At 35.2% G+C, this 19,961-nt stretch carries 19 protein-coding genes; 3 read left to right on the top strand and 16 right to left on the bottom strand.

What is annotated here, in order from left to right; all coding sequences use genetic code 11:
* Positions 1-13: 13 nt before the first annotated feature.
* From ACQKNZ_RS03740 to ACQKNZ_RS03685, 12 genes are all read right to left on the bottom strand, one after another.
* Positions 14-1,138, bottom strand: coding sequence for a glycosyltransferase family 4 protein (locus ACQKNZ_RS03740; RefSeq protein WP_154311397.1), 1,125 nt, complete (start codon positions 1,136-1,138; stop codon positions 14-16).
* Between the two features lie 46 nt (positions 1,139-1,184).
* Positions 1,185-2,423, bottom strand: a complete 1,239-nt coding sequence (locus ACQKNZ_RS03735; RefSeq protein WP_144540359.1) for a glycosyltransferase family 4 protein — start codon at positions 2,421-2,423, stop codon at positions 1,185-1,187.
* Between the two features lie 27 nt (positions 2,424-2,450).
* The gene (locus tag ACQKNZ_RS03730) at positions 2,451-3,740 is read right to left on the bottom strand and encodes a phenylacetate--CoA ligase family protein (RefSeq protein ID WP_151111186.1); all 1,290 of its coding nucleotides are present in this window, start codon (positions 3,738-3,740) and stop codon (positions 2,451-2,453) included.
* Positions 3,741-3,775: 35 nt separating this feature from the next.
* A complete protein-coding gene (locus tag ACQKNZ_RS03725) occupies positions 3,776-4,408 on the bottom strand; it encodes an acetyltransferase (protein ID WP_427658211.1) in 633 nt (210 codons plus the stop codon).
* Between the two features lie 26 nt (positions 4,409-4,434).
* Complete coding sequence (locus ACQKNZ_RS03720) at positions 4,435-5,070, bottom strand: sugar transferase (RefSeq protein ID WP_225215886.1); 636 nt, start codon at positions 5,068-5,070, stop codon at positions 4,435-4,437.
* A gap of 3 nt (positions 5,071-5,073) precedes the next feature.
* Positions 5,074-6,189, bottom strand: a complete 1,116-nt coding sequence (locus tag ACQKNZ_RS03715; RefSeq protein ID WP_186318241.1) for a DegT/DnrJ/EryC1/StrS family aminotransferase — start codon at positions 6,187-6,189, stop codon at positions 5,074-5,076.
* 109 nt (positions 6,190-6,298) lie between these two features.
* Positions 6,299-8,131, bottom strand: coding sequence for a polysaccharide biosynthesis protein (locus tag ACQKNZ_RS03710; protein WP_427658208.1), 1,833 nt, complete (start codon positions 8,129-8,131; stop codon positions 6,299-6,301).
* Between the two features lie 520 nt (positions 8,132-8,651).
* Positions 8,652-9,419 carry a tyrosine-protein phosphatase gene (locus tag ACQKNZ_RS03705; RefSeq protein WP_427658206.1) on the bottom strand — a complete coding sequence of 256 codons (768 nt, stop codon included), beginning with the start codon at positions 9,417-9,419 and terminating at the stop codon, positions 8,652-8,654.
* A 55-nt stretch (positions 9,420-9,474) separates the two neighbouring features.
* Positions 9,475-10,185, bottom strand: coding sequence for a CpsD/CapB family tyrosine-protein kinase (locus ACQKNZ_RS03700; RefSeq protein ID WP_144540369.1), 711 nt, complete (start codon positions 10,183-10,185; stop codon positions 9,475-9,477).
* A 1-nt stretch (position 10,186) separates the two neighbouring features.
* The gene (locus ACQKNZ_RS03695; protein WP_144540371.1) at positions 10,187-10,915 is read right to left on the bottom strand and encodes a YveK family protein; all 729 of its coding nucleotides are present in this window, start codon (positions 10,913-10,915) and stop codon (positions 10,187-10,189) included.
* Between the two features lie 147 nt (positions 10,916-11,062).
* Positions 11,063-11,743 (bottom strand): hypothetical protein, encoded by a 681-nt coding sequence (locus tag ACQKNZ_RS03690; RefSeq protein ID WP_144540373.1) that lies wholly within the window; start codon positions 11,741-11,743, stop codon positions 11,063-11,065.
* 127 nt (positions 11,744-11,870) lie between these two features.
* Entirely contained in the window at positions 11,871-13,013 is a 1,143-nt protein-coding gene (locus ACQKNZ_RS03685) for a hypothetical protein (RefSeq protein ID WP_144540375.1), read from the bottom strand.
* A 382-nt stretch (positions 13,014-13,395) separates the two neighbouring features.
* Here ACQKNZ_RS03685 and ACQKNZ_RS03680 point away from each other — a divergent pair, with 382 nt between their 5' ends.
* The 3 genes from ACQKNZ_RS03680 to ACQKNZ_RS03670 all read left to right on the top strand — a co-directional run bounded on the left by ACQKNZ_RS03680 (position 13,396) and on the right by ACQKNZ_RS03670 (position 15,872).
* On the top strand, positions 13,396-14,961 hold the full coding sequence (locus tag ACQKNZ_RS03680; RefSeq protein ID WP_427658203.1) for an NlpC/P60 family protein: 1,566 nt from the start codon (positions 13,396-13,398) through the stop codon (positions 14,959-14,961).
* A gap of 163 nt (positions 14,962-15,124) precedes the next feature.
* A complete protein-coding gene (locus ACQKNZ_RS03675; RefSeq protein WP_144540380.1) occupies positions 15,125-15,364 on the top strand; it encodes a hypothetical protein in 240 nt (79 codons plus the stop codon).
* A 55-nt stretch (positions 15,365-15,419) separates the two neighbouring features.
* On the top strand, positions 15,420-15,872 hold the full coding sequence (locus ACQKNZ_RS03670) for a hypothetical protein (protein ID WP_144540382.1): 453 nt from the start codon (positions 15,420-15,422) through the stop codon (positions 15,870-15,872).
* A 430-nt stretch (positions 15,873-16,302) separates the two neighbouring features.
* On the opposite strand, the gene ACQKNZ_RS03665 is transcribed toward ACQKNZ_RS03670, so the two are convergent.
* Genes ACQKNZ_RS03665 through ACQKNZ_RS03650 form a run of 4 tightly spaced genes read right to left on the bottom strand, consistent with a single transcriptional unit; the run spans position 16,303 to position 19,933 of the window.
* The gene (locus ACQKNZ_RS03665; RefSeq protein ID WP_427658200.1) at positions 16,303-17,529 is read right to left on the bottom strand and encodes an erythromycin esterase family protein; all 1,227 of its coding nucleotides are present in this window, start codon (positions 17,527-17,529) and stop codon (positions 16,303-16,305) included.
* A 53-nt stretch (positions 17,530-17,582) separates the two neighbouring features.
* Entirely contained in the window at positions 17,583-18,314 is a 732-nt protein-coding gene (locus tag ACQKNZ_RS03660) for an ABC transporter permease (RefSeq protein WP_144540384.1), read from the bottom strand.
* Positions 18,315-19,025: an ABC transporter permease gene (locus ACQKNZ_RS03655; protein WP_427658198.1), complete on the bottom strand. Its 711-nt coding sequence runs from the start codon at positions 19,023-19,025 to the stop codon at positions 18,315-18,317.
* Entirely contained in the window at positions 19,022-19,933 is a 912-nt protein-coding gene (locus tag ACQKNZ_RS03650) for an ABC transporter ATP-binding protein (RefSeq protein ID WP_151111210.1), read from the bottom strand. Before ACQKNZ_RS03650 ends, ACQKNZ_RS03655 begins: the two co-directional genes overlap by 4 nt.
* Positions 19,934-19,961 lie beyond the last annotated feature (28 nt).

Here is a 19,961-nt window from a genome sequence, read left to right as displayed (position 1 = left end):
ATTCACATTCCTCTTATCTTTTGGATTCATTCTGCAATGCTCTAGCGTATACATCATCATATTGAGTCAGCAATCTATCCCAATTAAAATTGTCTACTAGCGCCAAGCAATTTTTTGATATATCCTCATAATTTTTCATAATGTCTATTATTCGGTCCGCTATCATAGTAGGATCAAGAGAATCAACATGATATCCAACTTTCCCCTCTTCAAATTGACCATCAAATCCTTGTCCCTTTGAGTAAATCAGTGGCAAACCTTGACTCATGGCTTCTGGATATACGAGTCCAAAAGTTTCTGTTAAAGATGGCATAACAAAAATATCATGAGAACGATATATTTCTAAAAGACTCTCTTTTGACTGAGGCTTTAAATAATTTACGAAAGAAAACTTCATCAGCTCTTCATAAACTTGTTCATTGCTTATCTTCCCCACAACAGTGAACTTAACTTTGTAGCCCCTACCCTGTAACATCTCAAGCGCTCTAGCAGAGGTCAGTATATTCTTGTTATTGTTTACTGCTCCTATAAAAATTATATTAATACTTTTAGGCTGAGATAGTGTTTTAGGATTTCCTAAATTATTGAACCAAAATTCATCAATCCCGTTAGGAATAATGATAGACTTTTCTAGGATTTCTTTTTTGTCTTTCTCAGCAACATAAGTTTCTACAACAATATTTTTATAAGAATCGGAAAGAAAAATAATAGACTCTGCTTCCTTTAATATTTCAATACCCAAACTACGTAAAAAAACTCTTCGCTTAAAAAATTGATTTACGTCTGTATTTCTTACAGCTACTACATAAGGGATGCCAAATTTTTTCTTTGTCTGCAAAGCAATATAACCATTAGAAAAGAGAGTATGTGCATGCACTAGTGAATAATCCTGCACATTGAAATTTTTTACTAAATCCTTATAAATTTTTTTATGCTTCACATAAAACAAATAACGATCAAATTTATAATGATTTTTTCTAACGGTTGTATATTCCCCTAACTGTAAATGAGATAAGTCCGTAGTAAAAGGGGTTGGGACATAAACATCAATAGGGATGCCATTTCTTACTTGGCGATCGTATATATTTTTATATAGCATTCCGCCTCCGTAATATGAATTTATATGTAAAACCTTCATATTTACTCCACCCCATTGGTTACTTTCACTAGTATGTAAAAATCGATTAACTTTCTATAATAATGCTCTCTAATTTATCAGTTAGCGTTTTAAAGTCATAATTCTGTATAGTTGATAAAGAGTTTTGACAGTATTGATTGTATTCTTGCTTATCCATATGGTAAAACTCTAAAATACCTTGTACTAAAGCGTCCACTGAGCCACCTTTTACAGTTTTCCCACAGTTTTGCTTTGTTAATATATCATAGCCATTTTCCATATTGGACAACGTAGGCTTTCCAGACGCCATATAATCAAAGAGCTTATTCAAGCTTAAGCCATACTTATATAAAGGAATATGCTTACCAGTGAATATATTTAAATTAGATTTACTTAAAATATTAGGAATTAGCTTTTTATCGACCTTACCTTTAAAAACAATATTAGTTAACCCTTTACTAGCTACATATTCTTCAAGCTTTTCTCTTTGGCTGCCATGGCCAAATAAGATAAATTGAATATCGTCTATTCCTTTATTTTGGATTTCCTCTGCTGCTTTTACTAAATAGGTTAATTCATTAGCTACGCCCATGCTACCCGTATAAAGAACTTTGAAAGTAGAAGGATTATCAAGATTGTCGTCAGAGTAAATGAACTCGTTTTTGTTTTTATTATACTCTTCTAAATCCACACCATTGTTTATGTATCTTACTTTAGATGAGTCGAGTCCGATTTCTTCCACATAATCCTTTCCTCCTGGAATAGTAAAGATAAGCTTGTCCGCCTTCTTATATAACCATTTTTCACCCTTGTACAAAAGCTTTGCCACAAAACTATTCTTTTTAAGAGTTCCGTATTGGACAATTGTCTCGGGCCATAAATCTCTAATCTCACAAATGCAGGGAACATTAAATTTTTTAGCTATCTTAATACCTGCTAATAGAGTTAGTGGATGTACACTAGAAGCAATGATTATATCCGGTTTACCATACTTTTTACTATATTCCTTTGTAGTGGGAAAAAGGTTTTTGTAGAAATTCCACATATTTTGTAGTCGTTCTATACCATTTTTGTATTTGGTAGTTTTCACAAAAACATAAGGTATTTTCTCTACAGACTTTAACTCGTAAGTTCCGTTCGTTATCGATATCTGAGAATCACTATTATGTCTAGTGCTTGCACAAAAAATAGTGGGCTCATAACCTTTTTTAATAAGATTTTTGGCAAACCAATAATGTCGCCCACCCTTATTGAAGTATGTACCATGAGCATAATGATTGAAAATCCATACTGTTTTTTTCTGCATTGTCATATCCTCTTCTGTTTGATGTAATTATTTTACTTTCTCCGGCACTTTATAATTACATATAGTATTCTTAAACTTACCTGAAGCTAAAACAGGGATCTCATTTACAAACTTCACATCAATACGGGCATCCTCACCTAAAATTCCTTTAAACGAATCTATAAAATCATTTTCCGCATAAATGCCCTCTGCTCCATTGACCTTTAAAATATAATACGTTTTATCCTCTTGAATAAATTGCCATTGTTTTAATTTTTTATATCGTTTCATATGTACGCTTATAGTATGTGGCGTTAAAACATTTCCTTGTGCATCATACACCATATCGATTCGTCTTCCTTGAATACTTCTCAAGGTAGAAATATTATGACGATCCAAATCATCTGATATAGCTAAATCTCCTGTATCATATCGAATAATAGGCATCGCATGGTTATATAAATCTGTGACAACTATCCGCCCTAGTTCTCCAGGGTTTACCGGTTCATCACTATCTAACTTTAATAATTCAATAAAGTAGCTTGCTCTATTTACCCTAAACACTCTATCATTAGATTTTGTCTGGGCTAAAATCCCATTTTCTTGATTGGAATATCTGTCGATAATAGGACAACCAAAAATCTTCTCTAGCTTTTCTCTCGTTTCTTCTTTTAATAACGAGGAACTAGAAAAGATAACCTTTAAATTATACATATCCGGTGTATCGCCTTTTTCATATATATAATTACTTAGAATTTCATAGGAAGAAGCATAGGCCAAGCAGCTATTAATATGCTTATCGTTCTGTAATGTTCTTCGAATACTTTCTAATGCCTCTTCATCTAATCGCAATATGTCTATAGGAACTAAATTTTGTTTAAGCTTTTCAATTGTAGTTTTCTTTTCTGGCCAAGCTTTAAAGTACATATATTTTTGACCAAGTGTCTGTCCTTCTATTTCATTGAAATAGATTACCTCTGCCATCGTTCTCTCACGCTTTGCTCTGTCTTGATTTACCGTAAAAGGAGTTCCAGTGGAACCACTAGTAGACATTTGATGATATACATTATTCAAATGTTTTTGAGATTGAAAAGATGTATACATTTCTTTATAATGGTTTTTTGTTACAACAGGTAAATCACTGAAATTGGATGACTTTAATGGATTGTAAAAAGGGACAGTATCATACGCATGATTGCAAATTGACTGAAGCTGTTTAAGATTCGAAGTATTACTTTCCATTATTTGTTTAATATCATTATAGTTCTGTTTGATTGTCTTACCTTTTAATGCATCCATTCCCCAAAACACAGTTCCTCTAAGAGTCTTTCTTACCATTATAATCACCCTTCATTTAATCGCCTTCTATTTATCTAAAATCTCTTAGCTGGTAAACCCTTATACAGACCATTAGCACTTGTATTTTTTGTGACTACTGCACCAGCACCAATACTTACGTTTTCCTCGATAGTCAAGCCCTGCAAAATAGTAGAACCAGTCCCAATCATTGAGCAATCCTTTAGAGTAACATTACCGGAGATTCGACTGCCAGGCATGACTGTGACAAAACTCTCCATTTGTATATCATGTCCCATGGTTGTTCCTATATTGATATGACAATGATCTTCAATATAGCAATCAGGATTAATAACCACACCAGCGCAAACAATATTACCCTTTCCCAGTTGAATATAGTTACTTACTATAGCGTCTGGATGGATTAAGTTTAGCCAGTTAACGGATGTTAATTTTTTAACTAGGAGCTTTCGGACGTTACAATTAGCTATTGCTATCACACCAAATACTTCATTTTGCTCTGAGTATTCTTTCAAATAATCGGTTGTACCAAGGATCTCATAGCCCATTATATTGCTTCCAACGAGATTTTCATTATCATCTATTAAGCCTAAGAGTTTATATCTTTCTTCGTTTACGTTTAGCTTTTCTACAATTTCTATAACCTGCTTACTAAAACCACCACTACCTATTATAAAAAGCTTTTTCATATGTCACCCTCGAGTTCAAATTTGGTTCACTTTTGATTACTTCCAGTTCCTTGAAATCGATTATTTGTTTTAGTATTGTCGAAGTTGATGCCTTCTTTTACAAACACTTTTTTAATTGTCATAAATATAATCTTAAGATCCTCTAGAAAAGATATATTCTTTACATATTTAACATCTAAATTGAATTTGTCTTCCCAGCTAAGTGAATTTCGACCACTTACTTGGGCAAGACCAGACAAACCTGGACGAACATTATGTCTTTTTCTTTGCTCTTCATTATATAAATTAAGATACTCAACCAATAAAGGTCGTGGACCAATAAAGGACATATCTCCTTTTAATATATTTAAAAGCTCTGGTAGTTCATCTATGGAAGTAGAACGGAGGAATTTCCCGAAGCGAGTAAGCCTTACATGGTCGGGTAACAGCTCTCCATGTTCATCTCTCTCCTCTGTCATTGTTCGAAATTTATACATTGTAAAAACCTTTTCATGTAAACCAGGTCTATTTTGTTTAAATAAAATCGGACTCCCTAATTTGTTTCTAACGAGAATCGCAACGACTAGCAGTAGAGGACTAAGGATGATAAGCATCGTAAGGGAAACGATAAAATCTAATGGTCTTTTAATGAGCTTTTTGTAAATCCCATCTTTTTGCCTCATGAGTTATGCCTCCCAAATCCTCTTTATAGTCTTAGTAACTCTCTCTAGTTCTGAATCTGTTATTTTCGAATCAGATGGCAAGCAAACTCCATTATTAAATAGATTTTCCGAAACATCACTACCGATATAGTCATATTTTTCAAAGAACGGTTGCAAATGCATTGGCTTCCATACTGGTCTAGATTCAATATTTTCGTTTTCTAGGGCTTGCATAACATCAATCGGTCTAACATGTCCATTTAAAGTTAAGGCGCTTAACCAGTAGTTAGGCTTGTCCCATTCATTACTAGGCATAAATTCTATACCATCTAGACCGCTGAGCTCTTGTTTGTAAAAATTAAATATGTAATTTTTCTTTTCCACTCTCTTATCCAAGACCTTAAGCTGCCCTCTACCAATTCCAGCAACCACGTTGCTCATTCGATAATTGTAACCGAGCTCACTATGTTGATAATGTCTAGCTTGATCTCTAGATTGGGTAGCCCAGAATCTTGCTTTTTCAATTCTCTCTTCATTGTTAGATACGAGCATTCCACCACCTGAAGTAGTGATGATTTTATTTCCATTAAAAGAAAAAATACCATAGTCACCAAAGGTCCCTGTATGCTGCCCTTTATAATATGTTCCTAACGATTCTGCTGCATCCTCTATTAAAGCAACATTATGCTTATTGCAAAGCGCTACTATTTTGTCCATATCGGCAGATAAACCATATAAATGAACCACTATAACAGCTTTAACATTAGGATACTTAGCAAAAGCCTCTTCCAACGCTTTTGGACACATATTCCACGTTTCATGATCACTATCTATAAAAACAGGTATTGCATTTTGATAGATAATAGGATTAGCAGTAGCAGAAAATGTTAGTGTCGGACAAAATACAATGTCCCCTTCCCCTACTCCCGCAGCCTTTAGCGCCAGATGGATCGCGGCTGTTCCAGATGATAGAGCTGCTGCTGATTTCGAGCCCACCTTTGCAGCAAGTTCTTTTTCAAAATTATTTACATTTTCTCCTAATGGAGCAATCCAGTTAGTATCAAATGCTTCTTTCACATATTGCATTTCATATCCTTCCTCACTCATATGAGGAGACGAAAGGAAAATTCTTTCATTCATTATTTGACTTCCTTCCTATTTAAATAGCATCTGGATAGGTTTTCAACATTCATACATCTAACCTTATTTCCAAACATAATGTTTTCTCAAATTTATAAAGATTTATCTTTTAAACGTGTTCCTTAATAGGGGAGTCGACAAACTTATGATTCGCTAATCCTATTAACGTTTCTTTAAGTGTTGCATTGTTCATATGAGGAAGCTTCTCCATCACATATTTCAATTCAGACTGACTGATTGGATTTGCCTTTCCAATATGAATTTTTGGAAAGATAAATCTGCTTTGAATCTCATTTTCGCTTAAGAGCTCTTCATACAATTTTTCTCCCGGTCTAATACCTGAAAACTCTATACCTATTTCATCTTCTCTATAGCCAGAGAGCTTGATTAAATTTTTAGCTAGGTCAACAATTTTAACCGGCTCGCCCATATCTAGAACAAATACTTCTCCCCCGCTAGCTAAGCTCCCCGCCTGAAGAACAAGTCTAGAAGCTTCGGGTATTGTCATGAAATACCTCGTCATTTCTGGGTCTGTGACAGTTATTGGTCCGCCTACAGCAATTTGTTTTTTAAAGAGTGGCACTACACTACCACGAGATCCAAGAACATTACCAAAGCGAACCGCTGCAAATTTCGTCTTACTCTCTTTAGCAAGATTTTGCACAACCATCTCTGCGAAACGTTTGGTAGCACCCATAATATTCGGTGGATTAACTGCTTTATCAGTAGAAATCATAACGAAGTATTCCACTCCGAACACATCTGCTGCCTCAGCAATATTTTTTGTGCCGAAAATATTGTTTTTTACGGCTTCCATTGGATTGTGTTCCATCAATGGAACATGCTTATGTGCAGCTGCGTGATAAATTACATCAGGTTTATACTCCGATACAATGTCGAAAATACGTCCACGATCTTGAACATCTGCGATTATCGGAATTATTTTTGTAATCATGGAAACCTTTTGTCGCAATTCCATGTCTATAGTATAGATAGAATTTTCTCCGTGACCGAGTAGAATAATTGCCTTTGGATTGAATCTGGCTACTTGTCTACAAATCTCTGAACCAATGGAGCCGCCCGCTCCAGTAATGAGAATAGTTTTGTTAGTTAGTTTAGATGAAATTGTTTCAAGGTCAAGTTCTACTTCGTCGCGACCAAGTAAGTCCTCAATTCTCACATCTCTTATTTCATTGATTGATACTTTCCCTGTTAGTAAGTCTTCTATAAGAGGCATTGTTTGCGTACGAACTCCAGTATCTAAGCATAGCTGTAAAAGCATTGCACGACGCGTCTTTTCCATTGAAGGAATAGCAATAATAATGTGCTCAATGTTCTGATCCAAGACTACATCCTCAATTATGTCGGTTCCTCCTAACACTCTCATGTTAAAGATATCCAATCCCTTTTTAGTTATATCATCATCTAAAAAAGCAATTGGCTTAAGCGGCGAGTTCGCATTCTTCAATAATTGTCGAGCAATCATTGTCCCAGCTGCACCTGCGCCAATAATAAGTGTCCTTTTTTTAGAGCCTTTTAAATTTTGCCCACTTATGAAGGTGTCTCTTATCACTCTCCAAGATAATCTTGTCCCACCAATTAGTAGCATATGCAACATCCATGTAACGAATAATGCTCTAACAAGTACGTCTCCCGTTACGATTACTTGGATAAGAGCGACTGTTAGTATGGAGAAAGTTACTGCCTTAAATATCGACAATAATTCTTTCACGGATGCATATTCCCATACCTTCCGATACAGTCCGTAATACATTGCAAAGCTGTGATGCGCTACAAATATCGTAAGCGAACTAATCAATAATAATACATCCGTAAATGGATTATCGATTGGATGCAGTAGAAAATAGCCGATGTATATTGAAAATAACACTATACATGAATCGACTAATATCAGCATCGACATTCTTCGCTTTAATGACATCGTGTCACTCTCCTATTCTTTTACCTATGTAAGCTATTTCTTTTACCTATGTATAATTTCTATTCTCACTGCACATAATTATAGCACTTTGGATATAAATTTGTTGTAATTTTATTGTAATGCAATTGAAATATAACTGTTATGTGGGTATTTTGTCCTTTTAATTTTATCTTACATATCCTCATTACTTTCCTTTTTATTCCTTTTTAACTGTTATTATTTACCGTTATTTATGATAAAAATCAATTATTTTACAATTATATTTACAGAATAGTTCATTTGATTCTAAATTTATTTTAAAGGTTTTAGCTTACCCTATAGTTTATTTTCCTTGAAAAAGGGTATGCTAATAAGTGTTTTTAAGAATAGATTTCCTTTAAGAGAACAAACAAATATAGAAATTCATTAGGCAAAGTAATAAGCCATCACCCTCGCTTTTGTTGTGCGAGGGTGATGGCTTATTTGTCTCTCATGTATGTCTTTAATTCTTATTAAAAAAATGATAAAAGAATAGTTATTGTTATCCGATAAAGCTCCACCATTTCTTAGGAGTGGGTTCCGTTGGTTCTAAAAGAATAACTTCTTTATTTTCTACAATTCTTGCATTGTTTTCTAGAAAAATATCTACAGTATCTAGCTTTTTTTGCTTTTCTAGATAGCATAGTCCTGCATCATATAAGAATGGTCTTGTTTTTTTGCTATGCACATCGGAACCATACGTATGGACTAAATTACAATCTATTAGCTGTATAGAGGTTTTCTGTATACTTTTACCGAAGTGTCCTGCTAAGCTACCTGCTGTAATTTGAGAGATAGCACCATGATTTATAAGCTTAAGTAATCTACTCGGTTTTTCTGCAATAGCTTTATTTCTTTCGGGATGTGCAATGACCGGTACTTTTCCCATGCTTAATATTTCTTGAATGATAGCTATCGTATAATTGGGCACATTCGATGATGGTAGCTCTAACAAAACATATTTTGAACCAGCTAATGTTAAAGCACTCCCTTCTCTCAGTTGTTCTACGATAGAATCCCCAATTCTTATTTCTTGCCCTAGGTGCAATTTTATTTGCAAATTTTCTTTAGCTATTTCCTCTTTGATATTATTGTATTTTTCTACTACAGCTTCCTTCAGCACATTATATTGTGGATGATATGCATGAGGGGTCACAATAATATCTGTAATACCTTCTTTTACCGCTTGATATACAAGGCCAAGCGATTCTACCAACGTTTCAGGACCATCATCAACTCCCGGAAGAATATGTGCGTGGATATCTACCATAATATAACCTCCATTCAATTTAAATAGAAAAACGAGTGATTAGGATGGTTCCCAATCACTCTTCAGATCCATAATATTGATAGTAGTAATGATCTTTTTGAAGGACATAGTTATTTAAAACCGCCCCCAAAATATTTGCCTTAGAAGAAATTAATGCTTCTTTAGCCTTCAATAATGCATCCTTTTCTGTATTTCCTGCACTTAACACGATAACTGTACCATCACATAAATTAGATAATATTTGTGCATCGGTCACTGATAATACAGGAGGAGCATCAAAAATAATCATATCGTATTTTTCTTTCAAGTCTTCCAATACCTTTTCCATCGTCTTAGAACCAAGCAATTCAGCTGGGTTCGGAGGAATTGGGCCACATGTAATTATATCTAAATTTTGTACATCATCATGCTTAATAACTTCCTCTAAAAGGGCTTGGCGCGTAAGCAAATTAGAAAGACCTAAAGTGTTGGTTAGATGAAAAGTATAATGCACTGTTGGCTTTCGCATATCACCGTCAATCAGGAGCACTCTCTTTCCTTCCTGTGCAAATACCACAGCACTATTTGCAGCCACTGTGGATTTGCCCTCACTAGGGGAGGCAGAAGTAAATAACATAGATTTTATTTCCTTGTCTGGCATTGAGAAGTTGATATTTGTTCTTAGCGTTCTAAATTGTTCTGAAACAATTGCCTTAGGATTAGATGATGTGATCAGCTTTCTAGCTGCAGTCAATAATGGTTTATTTTTCTTTTTGTTAGTTGGCATTTCACAACCTCTTTCGTCTATCGATTACTTCTAGTTTGGTGTCTTGAAGATCTTTTTCTGAAATATTACTGATTAAACCTAACACAGGCAGGTTTAATAATTCTTCTATATCTTCTTCTGTTTTTACAGTCGTATCTAAATATTCTAATAGAAAAGCAAGTCCTACTCCAAGCATCAGACCAATTACTGCTGCTATTGCCATGTTTAACATTGGATCTGGCTTAACAGGTGAAGGATTATCTCCAAGAACAGCTGGAGTTAGAACACTAACATTATCTACTTGCATCAGAGTCTTTATTTGCGCTTGAAAAACCTGAGCAGTTTTGTTAGCAATATCCACCGCTCTTTGAGGATCAGGATCTTGAACCGTAATATTGACTACTTGCGAATCCTCTGCATTATTTACTGTAATTTTATTGGTCAAGGCAGCAGGTGTAGTATTTAAATCCAACTCATCAATTACTAATGATAAAATCGCTGGACTTTTAATAATCACATTATATGTATTAATAAGTTGAAGATTGGTTTCTATATCCTGTGAACTAAACGTATTTACCTCTGTTTTCTCTTGATTTATTAAGATCTGTGTTGACGATTGGTAAATAGGAGTTATAACAAAATAGCTCACTACCGCACTGATAGCTAGTGCAATTATTGTCAATATTATAATTAATGATAATCGCTTTTTAAGTGTTTTAAAAATATCTTGAAGTGTTATTGTTTCTTCCATTCAAATTGATAACTCCTTCTATCTTTTATTACTAAATTAGACAATGCTAAAAAGTTTATATTATTCTATCATAGACAAACTTATTAAAACTACTGATAACAATCCTTACTATCCTTATGCAAACTAAATGAATATTTATTCAATAATTTAATTTCCTAAAGCCTTTTTCAATATACTATCTCGTCGAGCTTTCTTTTTTGCTTCATACTCTTCTTCCATTGCTTTAGCTTCAGTCTTATTAAAGCCGTTTGCTGCTAAGTCTTTTTCTACTGCATTCAAAACTGCATCAAACACTTTGTCTGTGTTTCCTTCCAAATCCTTTGCAGCAGCCATATATTTGTTATAAAAATATCCAACATTAATTTTTTCACCATTTGCTTGTTTGTCTACGTATTCCTTTTTAGCTTTAACAATCAAGGCATTTACTTTCGTATCTGCTTGATCCTCTAATCCTTCTAAAGCAGGTGTATATTTTTCTTTAATCGCAGCAACCGTAGTTTCATTGGAGGAACCAGAGCTTGTCCCTGAAGAATTATCAGCACCATCATTTCCAGTTACATTATTGGAGCTCTCTCCGTTTCCATCGACAGCATTGTTCCCTGTAGTTTCTCCACTTGTTCCCTCTTCTTCTATCACTTCACCATTTTCATCCATAGAAATAATAGCTCCACCTGGCAGTTCTACTTTATACGGTTCTTTTTCTACAATTTCTTTTACTTCGTCATCTGCAACATCATATTCCTTAAATTTAAACATATACAGTAAGTAACTGCCCCCTGCGATAATTAAAACAAGGACAATAATAGCAAAAATCTTCAACTTCTTCATTGATATATCCCTCCCGAAAAGTAACCTTAGTTTAGCATGATAAATATTCTAATAGTATATAATGTGCCAACATTATGTATAAAAACCCACCACTTTTTATATGTGGTGGGCCTAATAGATTAGTAACTTATTTAAATGTAATGGTAAAATCCACATTCATCGGCACGCCATTGTTTACTGTTAAAGGAAGTGAAATTGTTTTTCCTTTTACATCTCCCAATGAGTCAGCTCCAGGAACCTGTGCTTTAACGTAAGCCAGTCCCTCTGGTGAAAGAGGAGTGAAACCATTAACATGAGTTACTCCCAATTGACTAACCACATTATTAAAAAGTTCTTGCTCTAAATAATTCGCTACATCCTCTGGTTTTGCATCAGCCTTAACTGTCACAGTTACAGCGTTTAATCCAGTTGATTCTAACGTAGCAATATTACTTTGAGCTGCATTTAATGTTGTGACTAAGTTAGCAATTTTAGAGTTAAGAATCTCTTGTTGTAGCGGATTAGCTGCATTATCAATTGCTTTTTTAGCTTTAGCTACCTCCTCTAATAATGCCGCTATAAACGGATTGTTCGTGGAAGATGGTAGACTGCTTAAAAGAACATTAATTTCATTGTAGGCAGCTTGGGCTTCTATAAGTTTACCCGCAGCTAAGAAATCGTTAATTTTAACAGTTTTCATATAAATAGTTACAGGAACCATTAGCTCAGCGCGCTTAGCATCAGCTGGCTTTTTGTACTGTTCAAGTAATAAATCTCGAGCTGCCTTACCTGAAAATCTATATAAGATAGCTGTTCTACCTTTTAGCTGATAGGATAATTTATGATATTCTTTTTCAACTGTTGCAAAATCATTCCTAGATTGAGCATTGTTAATATTATTCATAATAGGTACAAGATATTTTGTCGCGTAATTATATGCATCAATATATGGAACCATTCCTTTTGATACTTTCTCATCGTACAGTGCATCTAACTCTCTTAGATATGATTGCTTTTGTGAAGAAGAATAGGTAGACGAAGCTATCAGATTTCTAGTTTGTTGGTAGTTCTTCTTTGCACTATTTAACGATGAATTAAGTGAGTTACTTGATACCAATTTGTCTTCCAACGCCGGGTAAACATAATGTGTCGTACTTCGATTCAATTCAGCTTTTGTTGCCTCAATGGATCGATTTACATTTGATGTGTTCCCATAAGCCACGGATGAAAATGATAGAACTGAAGATGTTAACAATACTGCTGCTGCCGTTTGTTTCCAAATCCTTGTCATATTACTCCTCCTCTTATCTAATAGTAAAGTATGTTGAGAATGACCAATATATTTCAACAGCTTCATAGTACTCTCCGTTTCGACAAATTTCAAACAAAAACCCCATAAATTCACAATTTTCGTACCATTTATATGGATAATTTAATTAACTATGGTAAATTATATCTATTTTACAAATTCCTTTTTTAGGATATTTATCCTTCAATATATTCATAACTATAAAATTAATTTTTAGTAATTAGTAGTATATTAAAGTCATAATATTTTATTAATTTAATTTTTTAGGGATAAAATAGCATTTTATTTTTCCATTTTAAACCATATAATATATTTATAAACAACCATTCGGTTATATAGTTGTTAATAGGAAAGGAGCAAGAATTTGAAGAAAATCATCATGATTGTCGCCTTGTTTGTTCTGCTATTGTCCTCTTACACTACCGCATCAGCCGCTGCACTATATAAGGATATTGTGGATACCCATCCAGACAAAGCCGCCTTTGATTTCTTAGTTGCAAAAGGTATTATTGTTGCAAATTCGGCTAGTAATTTTGGTATAAATAAGGATATGACTCGCTTAGAGGCTGCTGAATTATTCGTCGAAGCACTTGACCTTGATACTACTAAACCATTTGAAGTAATAGTGACGGATCTAGATTCAGATCACGCTAGCTATCCAATCATTGCAGCTGTAGTAGAAAAGGGGATTATGAGCCTCGATGAAGAAGGTGCATTTAATAGAGAGCAGCCGTTTTCTAGAGGAGAAGCTGCGGTTTTTCTTGTTCGAGCATTTGGATTGACTGGAACTGTTCCGAAGACTTTTAAAGATGTACTATCGGAATATTGGGTGACGGAGGATATAAAAACACTGCAATTTCACAATATCATTAGCACCTCTTCCGACAATACTTTTAGACCATTAGAAAATGTAACAAGAGGAGACTTTGCTGTTTGGTTAGCACGTAGCCTTCAGCCAGATTTACGTAAGACCCCCACCCCTCCTACTCCTCCTACTAAGTCCTGTGAGAAACCAAGCAATAAAAAAATAGTGAAAGTAAATGTTCAGGTCACTACACTTTGGAAGCTGCCAAACGCTTATCGTACTGTAGATAGACCGTCTATAACGGCTCCTGTAGACATTCATAAATGGACAAAAAATATGAGTCTAAAGGAAAAATGGTGGTTGGTTACTAGAGTCGACACCCAAGCATTGTTTGGAGATGAAGTGACCATTTTGAAAACTAGTGGCAACTGGGTCAAAATAGCTGTAAAGGACCAATATGTTCCTAACCAAAAGGAAGGCTATCCGGGCTGGGTGCCAAAATCACATATAATAGAATCAACTAAGGATTATTCAGATTGCTCCATTGCAGTAGTAAATGCAAAAAGCACCATGCTTTATAGCGATACTGTAAAAAAAAATAAATACATCACTCTCAGCTACTCTACTATCCTTCCAGTCATCAAGGAAGAAGGCGATTGGCTACACGTGCAAACTCCACAAAACGGCGTGAAGTACATGCAAAAAAAAGACGCGAAATTATTTAAAAACTACCAATCTATCCCTAAACCAAATCAAAAGGATATCGTAAATAGTGCCAAAATGTTCCTAGACCTCCCATATCTCTGGGGTGGCACCTCCTCCTTTGGATATGATTGTTCAGGCATCGTCTACTCCGTCTACAAAAATCACGGAATCATCATTCCAAGAGACTCCTTTGTTCAGGCAACAAAAGGGAAAGCTGTGTCAAAGGCTAACCTTCAACCAGGAGATTTAGTGTTTTTTGCAGGTAATCGAGGAAAAGGAAAGGTATATCACGTGGGTCTTTACATCGGAGAAGGTAAAATGCTCCATGCCCCTAGCTCCTCCTCTAAGGTAAAAATTGAGTCGATGAATGTTGGGACGTTTAAGACGAATTATGCAGGTGCGCGTAGATATTTGGACTGATTAGATGGAGGAAAAAATTTAGTTAAACTGCTGCGGCTAAGGCAGCAGTTTTTTTAATTTGAATTCCTAAGCTATTTAAAGAAGCCGAATTTGCGCGATCAGGAATAATGTTGAAACTTTTTACGTGTAAAATCAGTAAGTATGATAGATAGGAGGAAGAATAATGAAAAAAATAATTAGTATTTTCATCATTGTACTTATCTCAGTTGGAGTAGCTGATTTAATACAGGGAGTTATTTTAACACTGCTTTATAATCCAAATTCTTACTCAACAACAAATGGTTTAGAATTGGCGAGCTACCTACAATATACTATTTCCGCCTTAACCGTAACTTTTGTGCTATGGGGTGTATATAAGGTGAAGAGTTTTATAACACGCACTAAACCTTCGATAAAAATATAGTTCTACCATTTTATGTAACACATTCCGAATCTCTACGTCTATTGTAGATAAAGGGGTGATAATCATTAGAAGGATTTTAACAGTAAGTATCATCGGTCTAATTATTATTGGATTTTTTGTTTTTGAGCCTTTTCGTTCAGAGCCTCCTTCTCCAACTGTAACAGTTGGAAAAACAAAAATTTCTACCACACAGGGTTCTTATTGTTGGAACGGACCGATATCAGCCAAGTGTGTTGATATGGTTTATACCAGTCCGTTAGATATGGCAAAAAAACATACGCCCACATCTGTTTCTCCAGGAGAAGAAATTAAAATTGATTTTAGAAAAGACCCCATCGATGAATCACTAATAGTGGAGCAATGGATCGATGAAGAAAATGTAAATGCTATTCAAATGAAAGATAATTCAATCGTAGCTCCAAAGGAAAAAGGAGTATATGTCTACTATATAACAGCTGATTGGAAGCAAGGAGACGGAAACTATGCTTTCTCAGTTGTCGTTGAATAAAGATTGTTTTACACTTTCGACCGTCGCGTATAATAAATATGCTACCTTTTCAATGATGCTATTGCATATTACGAAATGCCGAGTTAAGTTATCCTACTTATATTGAAAACATGAATGAAAAATCACAATTTCCACTCTCAGCGGACGCTTTCCGTGGCATGAGCGGTAAGGTAAGCCCTCACCGCTGCTAGCGCATCGTTTGTGTTGGCTTATCTGTCTCACTCATTCCACTGGCGTCGCCTGTCGCTGCAATCAACAAAGAGATAAATGTTCGTATTTTATTAGTAAAGTGCTATTTTGAAATGAGCTCAGTTTTAATAACAAAAAACAAGCCCTAGTCATAGCTATACACTCCCATATACCAATATTTTATAATAAACAAAACGAATCCATTTAGATAACTAAATATCAAAATGGATTCGTTTATTTTTTATTCTTTTACACTAGTCGGTGTTGCTTCCTTTACGATAATCATACCATCATATGATTCATTCGGTGTCATTTCAATCGTATAAAACATCTTTAAAAACTTGTACCACATACGAAAGTCATCCCCGATATTAGCCATCTTTTGCTCCGAAGAAATTATATCCGATAACTCATCTGACTCACTCGCATTTTCAAAATCCACAAAGAAAGTATTTGATTCCACCTCACTGAAGGCATCCACTAAATCATTGTGATTCTTCACTGTAAAATTCTTTCGTTCCCCACTACCATTTTTCGATTGAAACTTACTTTTGATAAAGTCGCTACCTATTGCAAAATACTCTTCACCGTATCGTTCATCTAAATAATTTCCCATCGACTTATAGCCAGCTAAAGATGCTGATGTTTTTTCAATATGTCCATTATGACCATTGATAAATACTTTTTCGTTTCCTCGTGCTGCTTCATAATCAATAATCCATTGTAAGTTGTCCGTTAAATATTGATCGCGAAGCTGCGTGTATTCTCCTTCATTCAAAAACAATTGCGTACGCTGCTTCAAAATTTGCGCATTTTGTAGGGCAAAGACATGGGATTCCTCGGAAGATTGTTCTACATAAGCTGCTTTATTTGATTGTAAGTCTAAAATGATATTTTCAACTGTTTCATTGATATCGTGCAATTGCTCCTTCGTTAACTCACGCATTTTCTCATTGGTGACGAGCTCCAACTTTGAGTCATAATTTTTGAACAAATCTGGGTTTATGGCTTTGTAGTATTCGAGCACGCCTTTTTTACTATAGTCATAGCGTTGCATGTCATTACCATAAAAATAAACCTTCTCTTCCTCGCTCGCTGTCGCGTTATAATCATGCATCCATTGTACAAGATTGACCATTTGCTCCGTTTTATAAATACTATAGTCTAGCGTGTTTACTGCCTCTTCAGCTGTGCCATTTCCATTTAAAATGAATTGATTTATTTGCTGTCCACCTCCGAAATCACCCTCTAAGACAAATACACGGACATTTTCATTTTTTATTAACACCTCAAATACATCTTTTTTCAGTTTTTGAAATTCAATGTTCCCATGTGTTGCCTCCCCTAAGCCGATTAACTTCACATTATCTGGGATGTCAATATCCTCCACTTGGGTAATGTATGATTCTGCATCGTCAACTGCTTCGCCATTGCACCCGATCAATAAAACAGAAATAAAAATTACCAAACATAATATAAAACTCTTATTATTAATTTTCATCATCCCCTTAAACTTCCTTCTTAAATTGCTTTCCTTTGAAAATATAAATATCCACCGACAAAAAATAATATAAAGCTTCCGCCTACAACGGTTAATAACTGATCCCAAGGAACGAAAAATGTATCACCAGTCTCACCACCGATATACATCATCAAAAAAGGCTGTGCCCAAGGATAGAAAGAACCTAAACGCTCTGAGTTTACAACAAGTATTGTAGGCAATGTCAGGATAACGTTAACAGCAAAAGGCGCTGCAAAGCTCTTGAATAGTATAGACATCCATAACTGCAGAGCAACTAATGGCAATGTCGCTACCCATCCCCCAACCAAACATTTCCACACTATCCCCATTGGGAAAGGATCGGTGAAGCCTTTTATCATTCCTACTATGTATAGAGCAGCAAAAAATAATATTTGTACAACCAATACAAGCAGCATCAACAATAAATACTTCGCCGTAAATACTCTTCCCCGCGTTACAGGTAATGCTAGAAGCTGTTTCCAGCCACCTGCCTGATGTTCATATCTGCAAATGGCACTTGCTAAAACTCCTGTTATCAAGGGTAAAAATAGTAAAGCATAGGTTAAATTCATGGACAGTAATGATAAATACCATTCATTAATCTCCATATCTTCATTTGAAAACCTGCTTGTTAATCCAAGAAAAATTCCTATAAGCGGAACGGTTAAGATAATGAATAAAACCTTTGAATGTCGAAACTTAAACCATTCTGATTGTAGAATTGAGATCATTTATTTCACATCCCTTCTCATAAAGTCGAGCATTCCAACGATATACAATACAATACCTACTCCAATCCCAAGCAGCACATTGATCAACGGCTCATCCCATTCGTTCATTAAAGATGGCCACTTCCATATCATCCAATCAGGTAAAACAAAAGCGGAAAAGGCAAAAATTACACCTAAGACCCCGGTCGTAATCGGAATCCCTTGGTTTTGGCTCACGGATGCAATCCAGAGTTGCAACGCAAGTATTGGCAAGGCTGCAAAATAAGGATAGAAGCTATATTTCAATAACTCCAAGTAAGGAATATCATTTCCTAATTTTAGTAAAACTCCATAACAAAGTGAAAACACTAATACTAGAAGAGAAGACACAAATAGTAAGCTTGCAAGTACAGTAAATTTCGATAAATACACACCCATTTTGGAAACAGGCAACGAAATCAGTTGCTTCCAAGCATTTGTTTCATTTTCTATACTCGCTATAAAAGAAGTTAATATGGCAATTCCTAATACAAGTGCAAGAGGGGTAAAAGAATGTACATTCATAAAATAATATCCCCAATCATCCTCACTCTGCTGTAATAAGTAATCTTTTCTGACTCCATAGTTAACCATCTGCAAGGCAATAACTCCGAAAGGGCCTAAAAACGCTAGAAACCATAATCCTTTACGTTTTAATTTCAAAAAATCAGCCAGTAAAAGTTTCCCAATCATACTACCTTCTCCTCAGTAGTCATTTGAAGGAAAGTATCTTCCAGTGATCTTTTTTCCTCTTCTACACGGTAAATTGAATAGCCCCCTTGAACGAGCGTAAATACTGCTTTTGCCACTCCTTCATTTGAATGCTCCGACAATAAAATGATGCCATCCTGCCACTCAGCTTTTATTCCATTTCCTAATAGTGAGCGCCACGCTTGCTCACTATCACTAACCTTTAATAGAATCTTCTGCTGTGCGTACTTGCGCAAAGCTTCGATGGAATCCTGGTAGATCATTTTTCCTTTCGTAACTATTCCGACTGTTGTCGCCATTTGATCGATTTCCGATAATAAGTGACTGGAGATCAAGATGGTCATACCTGTTTCGGCGGGCAACTGTTTAATTAAATTACGGATTTCAATAATACCGGATGGGTCTAGCCCGTTGGTCGGCTCATCTAAGATTAGTAACTCCGGATTGTTTAATAGGGAAGCTGCAATACCTAATCGTTGTTTCATTCCTAGTGAAAATCCTTTTACCTTTTTATTCGCTACTTCGGATAACCGAACAATTTCTAACACCTCATGAATTCTTGTTTTTGGAACACCTAAAATCTTTCTTAATGCCTCTAAATTTTCATAAGCAGTTAAATGGGGATAGTAGGATGGATTCTCTACTAGGGAGCCCACTCTTTTTAAAATGTCTATTCTTTCTCTTTTTAAATCCTTTTCAAAGATTTGAATCGTACCGGATGTTGATTTCATCAAACCTAAAAGCATTCGGATGGTTGTTGTCTTTCCTGCTCCATTAGGCCCTAAAAATCCGTATATTTCTCCTTTACGTATTTTCATATCCAATCCTACTACGGCATTTTCCTTACCAAAACGTTTGGATAAATTGTTTGTCTGCACTACATATTCCATTTCCCTCACCTCATTTTCTATCTTAGAG

Source organism: Psychrobacillus sp. NPDC093200 (assembly GCF_050280345.1).
In the GTDB taxonomy this organism is placed as follows: domain Bacteria; phylum Bacillota; class Bacilli; order Bacillales_A; family Planococcaceae; genus Psychrobacillus; species Psychrobacillus faecigallinarum.
The sequence above is the reverse complement of the archived record's forward strand: the minus strand, read 5'-3'. Positions and strand labels throughout refer to the sequence as shown.

Bases quoted from the DNA above. Each gene is read 5' to 3' on its own strand.
- ACQKNZ_RS03740 (WP_154311397.1), bottom strand. From the start codon at position 1,138: ATGAAGGTTTTACATATAAATTCATATTACGGAGGCGGAATGCTATAT.
- ACQKNZ_RS03735 (WP_144540359.1), bottom strand. From the start codon at position 2,423: ATGCAGAAAAAAACAGTATGGATTTTCAATCATTATGCTCATGGTACA.
- ACQKNZ_RS03730 (WP_151111186.1), bottom strand. From the start codon at position 3,740: ATGGTAAGAAAGACTCTTAGAGGAACTGTGTTTTGGGGAATGGATGCA.
- ACQKNZ_RS03725 (WP_427658211.1), bottom strand. From the start codon at position 4,408: ATGAAAAAGCTTTTTATAATAGGTAGTGGTGGTTTTAGTAAGCAGGTT.
- ACQKNZ_RS03720 (WP_225215886.1), bottom strand. From the start codon at position 5,070: ATGAGGCAAAAAGATGGGATTTACAAAAAGCTCATTAAAAGACCATTA.
- ACQKNZ_RS03715 (WP_186318241.1), bottom strand. From the start codon at position 6,189: ATGAATGAAAGAATTTTCCTTTCGTCTCCTCATATGAGTGAGGAAGGA.
- ACQKNZ_RS03710 (WP_427658208.1), bottom strand. From the start codon at position 8,131: ATGTCATTAAAGCGAAGAATGTCGATGCTGATATTAGTCGATTCATGT.
- ACQKNZ_RS03705 (WP_427658206.1), bottom strand. From the start codon at position 9,419: ATGGTAGATATCCACGCACATATTCTTCCGGGAGTTGATGATGGTCCT.
- ACQKNZ_RS03700 (WP_144540369.1), bottom strand. From the start codon at position 10,185: ATGCCAACTAACAAAAAGAAAAATAAACCATTATTGACTGCAGCTAGA.
- ACQKNZ_RS03695 (WP_144540371.1), bottom strand. From the start codon at position 10,915: ATGGAAGAAACAATAACACTTCAAGATATTTTTAAAACACTTAAAAAG.
- ACQKNZ_RS03690 (WP_144540373.1), bottom strand. From the start codon at position 11,743: ATGAAGAAGTTGAAGATTTTTGCTATTATTGTCCTTGTTTTAATTATC.
- ACQKNZ_RS03685 (WP_144540375.1), bottom strand. From the start codon at position 13,013: ATGACAAGGATTTGGAAACAAACGGCAGCAGCAGTATTGTTAACATCT.
- ACQKNZ_RS03675 (WP_144540380.1), top strand. From the start codon at position 15,125: ATGAAAAAAATAATTAGTATTTTCATCATTGTACTTATCTCAGTTGGA.
- ACQKNZ_RS03660 (WP_144540384.1), bottom strand. From the start codon at position 18,314: ATGATCTCAATTCTACAATCAGAATGGTTTAAGTTTCGACATTCAAAG.
- ACQKNZ_RS03655 (WP_427658198.1), bottom strand. From the start codon at position 19,025: ATGATTGGGAAACTTTTACTGGCTGATTTTTTGAAATTAAAACGTAAA.
- ACQKNZ_RS03650 (WP_151111210.1), bottom strand. From the start codon at position 19,933: ATGGAATATGTAGTGCAGACAAACAATTTATCCAAACGTTTTGGTAAG.